Genomic DNA, 8,515 nt, shown 5'->3' with positions numbered 1-8,515 from the left:
GGCGGCACGGTGCGCGGCGGCTTCCGCCGCGCACCGTGCCGCCCCGCGGGAGAACCGCTCAGCGGCTCACCACGTGCCGTTCGTCGGGGACGCAGTGGGTCATGGTGAGTCCCTCCACGTCGCGCGGCGGGTTCTCACCGAGACTGGCCAGCCGCTTGCGGTCCTCGTCCGTCAGGTCCTGGCTCTCCAGGGGCTTCAGGTGGGCGACGTCCTGCGGACCGATGCCGAGGCCCTCGCCGACCCTGAGGCCGAGGTCGTTCTCGGCGAGGAGGCAGTGCCACACCATGCGCTCCTGCACCTCCCGGTCGCACTGGGAGAACAGGTCGACGAAGTTCTTGACCAGGTCGTCGCGCTCCCACTCCTCCATCAGGCAGTAGCGCTGCCCCGCCTGGAGGTAGTCGTTGGCGCGGGGGATGCGCTTGCGGGTGAGCCGGCCCCGGATCTCCGGGCCCTGGTCGTCGTGCGTCGGGTACTGGGCCTCCCGCAGACCGCCGGTGATCGACGGTTCGTAGTTCACGTGCGGGTTCTCACCGGCGCCGTCCTGGTGGTACGTCATCTGGCCGTCGCGCTGGTTGGTGCGCACCTCGGCGTGCTTGGCCTGGTTGACCGGCAGCTGGAGGTAGTTCGGGCCGACGCGGTGGCGCTGGGTGTCGCTGTAGGAGAAGGTCCGGCCGACGAGCATCTTGTCGTCGGAGAAGTCCAGGCCGTCGACGAGGACGCCGGTGCCGAAGGAGATCTGCTCGTTCTCGGCGAAGAAGTTGTCCGGCATCCGGTTCAGCACCATCTTCCCCACCGGCTTCGGCGGGAAGTCCTGCTCGGGCCAGGTCTTCGTGTCGTCCAGCGGGTCGAAGTCCAGCTCCGGGTGGTCGTGGTCGTCCATCATCTGGACGAGCAGTTCCCACTCCGGGTAGTCGCCTCGCTCCACCGCCTCGTAGAGGTCCTTGGTGGCGTGGCCGAGGGAGCCGGCCTGCACGTTGGCGGCGTCCTCCTCGGTCATGGAGCGCACGCCCTGCTTGGGCATCCAGTGGTACTTGACGAGCTTGGTCCCGCCCTGGGCGTCCACCCACTTGTAGGTGTTCACGCCGAACCCCTGCATGTGCCGGTAGTCCGCCGGGATGCCCCGCGGGCTGAACAGGTTGACCAGCATGTGCATGGACTCGGGCGTCTGCGACATGAAGTCGAAGATGCGCCGGGGCTGCTGCTCGAAGGTGACCGGGTCGGGCTTGAGGGAGTGGATGACGTCCGGGAACTTGATCGCGTCCCGGATGAAGAAGACACCCAGGTTGTTGCCGACGAGGTCCCAGTTGCCGTCCTCGGTGTAGAACTTCACCGCGAAGCCGCGCGGGTCGCGGGCCGCCTCGGAGGAGTCGCGCCCGCCGATGACGGTGGAGAAGCGGACGGCCAGGTCGGTGCGCTTGCCCTGCTCCTGGAAGAGCTTGGCCCGGGTGTAGCGGGAGACCGGTTCGTCCCCCCACTTCCCGTACGCCTCGAAGTAGCCGAAGGCGGTGACGCCGCGCGCGTGGACGACGCGCTCGGGGATGCGTTCCCGGTCGAAGTGGCTGATCTTCTCCAGGAACTGGTAGTTCTCCAGGGTGGCGGGCCCCCGGGCGCCGACCGTGCGCTGGTTCTGGTTGTCGTAGACCGGGTGGCCCTGGCGGTTGGTGAGTACCTTGCGGTCGTCGCCCGGAGCAGGACCCCGGCTCGAAACGTCCGTCATGTCTGTGCACTCCTTCGGCTGCTCATGACTGGTGGCGGGCCGGGGCACGGCGGCGCGCGGCCGCGGACCGGCCGCCTTCGGCCGGGCGGGAGCCCCGGTGTCCCGGCAGCCCCGTGCCCCTTCCCGGTGCCCCCGGTTTCCCAGGAACCACGCGGTCACTCACGCCTCGGTGGCCCGCTCACTGAACGTCCGCCGCCCGACGGCCGGGCCCGCGCACCTGCGCGCGTCCCGCCGGGGGCTTGCGTACGAGGGCCATGCTGCCGTGCATCGGGGAGACCGGCGACTCGGAGCGGCGGCGGCCCGCCGCGTCCGCCGCACGGCCGGGGCGGCGGGCCGGGGGCAGCGGTTGCGGGAGCCGTACGCGGCGGGGCCGGTCCGGTGGAGGCCGCGGGGGTGCGCGGCGCGCGGGAGCGCGACCGGTCCCCCGTTCCGGTCGTGCCCCCGCGGCACGGCGAACCTATGTGAACGGCGGTGCGGCTGGGTACAGCACCGGTGCCCGCTGCGCCGGCCGCGGGACTCAGCCGTGCACAACCGAGTCCGTTACGACCCGTTTCACCCCGCGCGATCCGGCCGGAACGGGGGCGGTGGTCCGGCGTTCACCCGGACGGGGTCGCGGGCGCCGGATCCGCGAACACCGGTGTCTCCAGCTCTCCCAGGGCCAGATGGGCGAGCACGACCTCGTACAGGTCGGCGCCGGCGGCCAGCAGCTGGCGCTCCAGGACCGGCTCGGCGCTGCGGACGTGCTCGCGCACGGTCTGCGCGTGGACGCCCAGGAGCCGCGCGGCCCGCTCGGCGTTGCCGCCGGCCGCGATCCAGGTGCGCAGCGTGCGGCGCAGGGGACGGGCGTCCCGGTCCAGGCGGGCCAGCAGTTCCCGCGCCCAGGCGCGCACGGCGGGCCCGGACACCAGTCGGGCGAGTCCGGGGGCGGACGCCTCCGGGGCGCTGTCCGCCCGGCCGTCCTGGAGGGTGAACTCGGTGCGCAGCGCCAGGTGCACGACGGCGCGGGCGGTGAGGTCGCCGAAGTCGGCGCCCAGCACGTTCTCGACGCGTTCCATGCGGGCACGCACCGTGTTGCGGCTCACGCCGAGGATCCTGGCCGTGCTGACGGCGGTGAACTCCAGGCCGAGACGGGTGGTGGCGAGGAGTTCGGCACGGGTGTGGTGCGGCACCGCGTCCAGGGGGCGCAGCAGCCGGGCGCTCCAGCCGCGCAGCGCCGCCGGGTCCGTCAGCCGCTCGGGGTGGGTGCGTTCCGCGTACACCGCCGTCCGGTCCGGGCGGAAGCGCGCCACGGCGAGTGCGCTGACGGCCTGCCCGTACGCGGTGGCGGTCCGGGCGAGACTCTGCCGGACGCTGCCGCCGAGGAAGGTGCCCGGATGCCGTTCGACCAGGGACTTCAGATCGCCGGCGGTCGCCTCGCGGGGGCCGACGACGATCACGTGCCCGTCGGTCGCCGGGCACCGCACGACCAGCGCCTCCTCCGCCGTGCCCTTCAGGGCCTCCTCGGCGAGGCGGTCACGGCGGGCGGGGTCGGACTCGACGACGTAGACGCACGCGGTGTCGGCCTCGAGCAGGCCCGGCCAGAGCCCCGCGGCCACCCGGCGGGCCGCGACGGTGTCCTCGACCATGAGCAGCTGGAGGATCGCCAGCCGCAGGTCGGCGCCGGCCCGCCGCAGCCGCCGTCCGGCCGCGTCGGTCTCACCGGCGGCCAGCAGCAGTTCGATCACCTGGGCGGTGTGCGTGACGACGTCCGCGCTGTGCCGGTCGAAGGGGGCGCGCCGGGAGACGGCCAGCGCCCGGGTCCGGGAGGGGTGCCCGACCCGCACCAGGCGCAGGTGCAGGTCGCCGTCCTCCCGGGCCGCGGAGGCGATCCGGCCGGACGTGACGTCGGCGACGAGGCTCTCGTCCGGCACCGGCCCGGTTCCGGCGACGGGCGTGCCGGTGTCGTCCAGGAGCACCGCCGACCCGTGCACCGTGCGGGCGAGCCAGTCGACGACCCTGCGGACGTCGCGGCCCGCCGGCCGCAGGTGCTCCAGCAGTTCCCGCGCCCAGCCGGGCCGTCCACCGGCCGCCGCCGGCCGCGGGATTCCGTCCTCACGGGCTGCCACCGCGGCCTCCCCCTCGCGTCCCGGGCCGCTCCGGCCCGGCACCGGACGTTACCCCACGCACGCGGCAGGCCCGTCCCGGACGGAGGGGGCGGGAGCGGGCCCCGCACCACGTCGGCACACCACCGGCACACCGCCGGCACACGGACGGTCCCTGCGACCGGGGCGCGGGTGGGTCCGGGCGGCCCGGCCGGGTGGTGCGCGGTCCCGCCGTGCGGTCGGCATAAGCTCGGTGAATGGCGAAGTACTTCGACGTTCACCCCGACAATCCCCAGCCGCGCACCATCTCCCAGATCGCCGCGAGCATCCGCGACGACGCCCTGATCGCGTACCCGACCGACTCCTGTTACGCGCTCGGCTGCCGGCTCGGCAGCCGGGAGGGCATCGACCGGATCCGCAGCATCCGCAAGCTGGACGACCGGCACCACTTCACCCTGGTGTGCCGGGACTTCGCTCAGCTCGGCCGGTTCGCGCGGATCGACAACGACGTGTTCCGCGCGGTCAAGGCGTCCACGCCGGGCAGCTACACGTTCATCCTGCCCGCGACGAAGGAGGTGCCGCGCATGCTCCAGCACCCGAAGAAGAAGACCGTCGGCGTGCGCATCCCCGAACACGTCGTCACCCAGGCGCTGCTCGCGGAACTGGGCGAACCCCTGCTGTCCAGCACCCTGCTGCTGCCCGACGAGGACGAACCGATGACCCAGGGCTGGGAGATCAAGGACCGGCTCGACCACGTGGTGGACGCCGTGGTCGACTCCGGGGAGTGCGGCACCGAGCCGACCACGGTGATCGACTTCTCGGACGGCGAGGCCGAGATCGTACGGCGGGGCGCGGGGGACGTCTCACGGTTCGAGTGACGGCGACGCGGGGCACCGCCGCGGGCCGCGGGGAGCCGCGGGAGCGGCGGCGGACGTGCCGGGGCGCGCGGGCCGTCCCGGGGAAGCGCACCCCGCGCCCGGTCGCACCCGGCGGGGCCGGGGCGCGGGCCCGGGACATGCCGGCAGGGGGCGCGGCCGCCGCGCCCGCCCGCAGCGGCCTTCCCCCGGGGGCCGGCGGTCCGGGGGCGGTCACCAGCGTCCGGGGGCGGTCCCGGTGATCGGCTCCGAGGGGCGGCCGTCGGTGCCCACCGGCACCTCCCCCGCGAGCATCACCCGGTGCATGATCCTCGGGTGGCCGAGGTGGGCGGCGTCGCCCGGGGCGAGGTGGATGGTGGCACGGTTGTCCCAGAACGCCACGCTCCCCGGCTCCCACCGGAAGCGCACCGTGTACTCGGGCCGGGTCGCCTGCTCCAGCAGCATCTCCAGGACCGCCCGGCTCTCCGGCCGGGACAGCCCGGTGATCCGCTCGACGTAGTAGCCGTTGACGAACAGCACCCGCTCCCCCGTCTCCGGATGGACCCGCACCAGGGGGTGCTCGGAAGCGGTCTGGTGGTCCAGCAGGTGCCGCACATAGGCGTCGTCGCCGGACCGGGGCAGGTAGCCGACCCCCAGCCGGTGCTCGGCGCGCAGCCGGTCGGCGAACTCCCGCACCGGGGCGGACAGTCCGGCGTAGGCGGCGGCCAGGTTCGACCAGGTGGTGTCACCGCCGTGGGGCGGGACGGTCTGGGCGCGCAGGATGGTCGCGGCGGGCGGGTCGATCCGGGCGCCGTGGTCGCAGTGCCAGCCGCGCAGCAGGGTGTGGCGGCGGCGCTCCAGCCATTCGTCGTGCTCCATGCCGAACCGGCCGCCGAGCTCCAGCCGGTCGGCGGTCGTCTCGATCTCCGGGAAGCCGGGCGGGGACGCCCTGCCCCGCCGGGGCAGGACGACCGGCTCGCCGAACCGCCGGGCCAGGGCCACGTGTCCGGCGTGGTCCAGCCGCTGCCCGCGGAAGAACACCACCTTCCAGCGCAGCACCGCCGCCCGGACGGCGGCGATCACGGCGTCGCCGGGTTCCCCGGCGAGGTCGACACCGGTGATCTCGGCGCCGATGTGCCCGGCGACCGGACGCACCTCGATGCCCGCGGCCGTGTCCGGCCCCGTCCCCGCCTGCCGCTCCCCGTCCGCCTGCCGTTTCCCGTCCGTGTGCCGCCCGGCGCTCCTCGTGCCGTCCGTGCCGTTCCCGCCCGTGGTCATGCGTGCCCCTCCGTCGGTCCGTCCCCGGCCGGTGCCGGTCCGGATGTGTCCGTGCCGCCCGTCCGGCCCACCCGCCGGGTTGATCACCGGCCGCCCGGTCGGTGAGGGTGGAGGGACGACACCGTCAAAGGGAAGGTCCCCCCGTGATCAGCATCCCGAACCACACGCTCAACGACGGCACGACGCTTCCCGCCCTCGGCCTCGGCACCTGGCCGATGGACGACGCGCAGGCCGAGCGGTCCGTGGCCGCGGCCCTGGAGGCGGGGTACCGCCTCGTCGACACGGCGGTGAACTACCGCAACGAGACCGGGGTGGGCCGTGCCGTGGCCCGTGCCGGCGTCCCGCGCGAGGAGGTCGCCGTGACGACGAAGCTCCCCGGCCGCCACCACGGCTACGAGGAGACCCTCGCCTCCTTCGAGGAGTCCCGCGCGCGTCTCGGCCTGGAGTACGTCGACCTGTATCTGATCCACTGGCCGCTCCCCCGGGTCGACAGGTACGTCGACTCCTGGAAGGCCATGATCAAGCTGCGCGAGGACGGTCTCGTACGGTCGATCGGCGTCTCCAACTTCACGCCCGCCCACATCGAGCGGCTGGAGGAGGAGACCGGGGTGCTGCCCTCGGTCAACCAGGTCGAGCTGCACCCGTTCTTCCCCCAGGAGGAGCTGCGCTCCCACCACGCGGACAAGGGCGTGCTCGTGGAGAGCTGGAGCCCGCTGGGCCGGGGTTCGCAGCTCCTGGACGACCTCGCCGTGGCCGCCGTCGCCGAGGCCCACGGGGTCACACCGGCCCAGGCGGTGCTGCGCTGGCACGTCCAGCTGGGGGTGCTGCCCGTGCCCAAGTCGGCCGACCCCGAGCGGCAGCGCGTCAACCTCGACGTCTTCGGCTTCACGCTGGACGACGCCCAGATGCGTACCCTCACGGACCGGGCCCACCGGCGGATCGGCGGGGACCCGGAGGTGCACGAGGAGTTCTGACCCGCGGCCGCCGGGCGCGCGGCCCCGGCGGCACAGGGGGTCCGGCCGTGGGCCGCGGTCCGTGGGGCGCGGGTCACGCCCGGTGGGCGCGGAGGGCCGCGAGCGCGCGGTCGGCGTGCGCGTTCATCCGCAGCTCGCTGCGCACGACCTCCAGGACGGTCCGGTCCTGCCCGATGACGAAGGTGACGCGCTTGGTCGGCGCCAGGGAGATGCCCCGCTTCACCCCGAACCGCTCGCGGACGGCGCCGTCGGTGTCGGACAGCAGAGGCATGCCGAGCGCGTGCCGTCCGGCGAACTCCGCCTGCCGCTCGACGGCGTCACCGCTGACGCCCACCGGCCGTGCGCCGACCGCGGCGAACTCGGCGGCCAGGTCACGGAAGTGGCAGGCCTGGGCGGTGCAGCCGGTGGTCAGCGCGGCCGGGTAGAAGAACAGCACCACGGGCCCCTCGGTGAGCAGCTCCGACAGCCTGCGGACGGTGCCCGTCTCGTCCGGGAGCGCGAAGTCCCCGACCGTGTCGCCCTTCTGCGGGCCCCCGCTCACGACGCACGCTCCGCGCCCCTGGCGACCCCGCGGGCCCACAGCACCAGCGGCAGTTGCACGGGCAGCCGCCCCCAGGCGGCCGTCCGCTGCGGTGCGGGGCGGTGGCGCCAGTCCACGGCCATCTTCACGTTGGCGGGGAAGACCCCGACGAAGAAGGCCGCCGTGGCCAGCGCGGCGGCCTTGCGCGTCCGCGGCAGCGCCACTGCGGCGGCCAGCGCGAGTTCGGCGGCGCCGCTGGCGTAGGTCCAGGCCCTGGGAGAGCCCGGCAGGGAGCTCGGCACGATGGGGTCGAACCGGCGGGGGGCGGTGAAGTGGGCGGTGCCCGCGGCGGCCAGCAGACCGGCGAGCAGCAGGGGCGAGCGATCGGACCGTGGCACGGTTCCTCCTCCGGGGGGCCTGCCCCGCGACATTACCGGACGGTAAGTGCGGGGGTCACCGGGTCGGGACCGGGCCGGGCGGGTCGGGCGGCTCCGGCGGGCGTGACGCCGCGCGGTTCCGCCTCCCCTTCGGCGGCGTGGGCGAGGAAGTCGTCGACCATGCGGTGGAAGAGGGTGGCGAGCTGGCGCAGTTCCTCCGGGGACCAGTCGGCGAGAGCCGTCTGCATGGCCCGCGCCCCGACCTCGCGGATGCGGGTGATGGCCTCCCGGCCCGCCTCGGTGAGTTCGACGCGGTGGGCCCGGCGGTCGTCGGGGTCCGGGACCCGGGTGACGTGGCCGGACTTCTGCAGTTGCTGCACGGTGCGGGTGACGTGCGACGCCTCGACGCCGAGGCGGGCGGCCAGCTCGCCGGGCCGCAGCGGTTCGGTGTCGGCCGCCAGCCGCAGCAGCGCCACGGCCGCACGGTCCAGGGGGACGCCGGCCATGCCCATCAGCCGTTCGTGCCGGCGGGCGCGGGAGCCCGTGTAGGTGATGCGCGTGAGCGCGCGCTCGATCTCGGTCACTTCCGGTGAGGCGGGGACATCGGGGACCGAGGATGCGTGCATGCGCCAACTTTACCATCTCCTTGCGTAACTCAATCAAACCGCGGAGGCGCGGAACGTACCGCTCCGCCCGCCCATGGGCGCCGGGCGG

Annotated in this window: 8 protein-coding genes; 2 read left to right on the top strand and 6 right to left on the bottom strand. The window is 74.4% G+C overall.

Annotation, left to right across the window (positions count from 1 at the left end):
* Positions 1 to 58: 58 nt before the first annotated feature.
* On the bottom strand, positions 59 to 1,717 hold the full coding sequence (locus tag AOK18_RS26290) for a catalase (protein WP_055574809.1): 1,659 nt from the start codon (positions 1,715 to 1,717) through the stop codon (positions 59 to 61).
* Positions 1,718 to 2,313: 596 nt separating this feature from the next.
* Positions 2,314 to 3,822 carry a helix-turn-helix domain-containing protein gene (locus tag AOK18_RS26285; protein ID WP_055695957.1) on the bottom strand — a complete coding sequence of 503 codons (1,509 nt, stop codon included), beginning with the start codon at positions 3,820 to 3,822 and terminating at the stop codon, positions 2,314 to 2,316.
* A 233-nt stretch (positions 3,823 to 4,055) separates the two neighbouring features.
* Here AOK18_RS26285 and AOK18_RS26280 point away from each other — a divergent pair, with 233 nt between their 5' ends.
* On the top strand, positions 4,056 to 4,676 hold the full coding sequence (locus tag AOK18_RS26280) for an L-threonylcarbamoyladenylate synthase (protein ID WP_055573005.1): 621 nt from the start codon (positions 4,056 to 4,058) through the stop codon (positions 4,674 to 4,676).
* A 210-nt stretch (positions 4,677 to 4,886) separates the two neighbouring features.
* Here the strand turns inward: AOK18_RS26280 and AOK18_RS26275 are convergent, their stop codons facing one another.
* Positions 4,887 to 5,930, bottom strand: a complete 1,044-nt coding sequence (locus tag AOK18_RS26275) for a TauD/TfdA dioxygenase family protein (RefSeq protein ID WP_079105190.1) — start codon at positions 5,928 to 5,930, stop codon at positions 4,887 to 4,889.
* A gap of 143 nt (positions 5,931 to 6,073) precedes the next feature.
* Here AOK18_RS26275 and AOK18_RS26270 point away from each other — a divergent pair, with 143 nt between their 5' ends.
* Positions 6,074 to 6,904, top strand: a complete 831-nt coding sequence (locus tag AOK18_RS26270; protein ID WP_055695956.1) for an aldo/keto reductase — start codon at positions 6,074 to 6,076, stop codon at positions 6,902 to 6,904.
* 73 nt (positions 6,905 to 6,977) lie between these two features.
* Here AOK18_RS26270 and AOK18_RS26265 read toward each other — a convergent pair whose 3' ends face one another.
* From AOK18_RS26265 to AOK18_RS26255, 3 genes are read right to left on the bottom strand one after another with little or no spacing between them, the layout of a single operon-like run.
* The gene (locus AOK18_RS26265; RefSeq protein ID WP_055695955.1) at positions 6,978 to 7,445 is read right to left on the bottom strand and encodes a peroxiredoxin; all 468 of its coding nucleotides are present in this window, start codon (positions 7,443 to 7,445) and stop codon (positions 6,978 to 6,980) included.
* Positions 7,442 to 7,822 carry a DoxX family protein gene (locus tag AOK18_RS26260; protein ID WP_055695954.1) on the bottom strand — a complete coding sequence of 127 codons (381 nt, stop codon included), beginning with the start codon at positions 7,820 to 7,822 and terminating at the stop codon, positions 7,442 to 7,444. The genes AOK18_RS26265 and AOK18_RS26260 overlap by 4 nt, the downstream gene beginning before the upstream one ends.
* 32 nt (positions 7,823 to 7,854) lie before the next feature.
* Positions 7,855 to 8,427, bottom strand: a complete 573-nt coding sequence (locus tag AOK18_RS26255) for a MarR family winged helix-turn-helix transcriptional regulator (RefSeq protein ID WP_055573001.1) — start codon at positions 8,425 to 8,427, stop codon at positions 7,855 to 7,857.
* Between the last annotated feature and the right edge of the window lie 88 nt (positions 8,428 to 8,515).

The organism is Streptomyces prasinopilosus (assembly GCF_001419695.1).
Lineage (GTDB): Bacteria > Actinomycetota > Actinomycetes > Streptomycetales > Streptomycetaceae > Streptomyces > Streptomyces prasinopilosus.
This window is presented reverse-complemented; position numbering and strand designations above follow the sequence as displayed.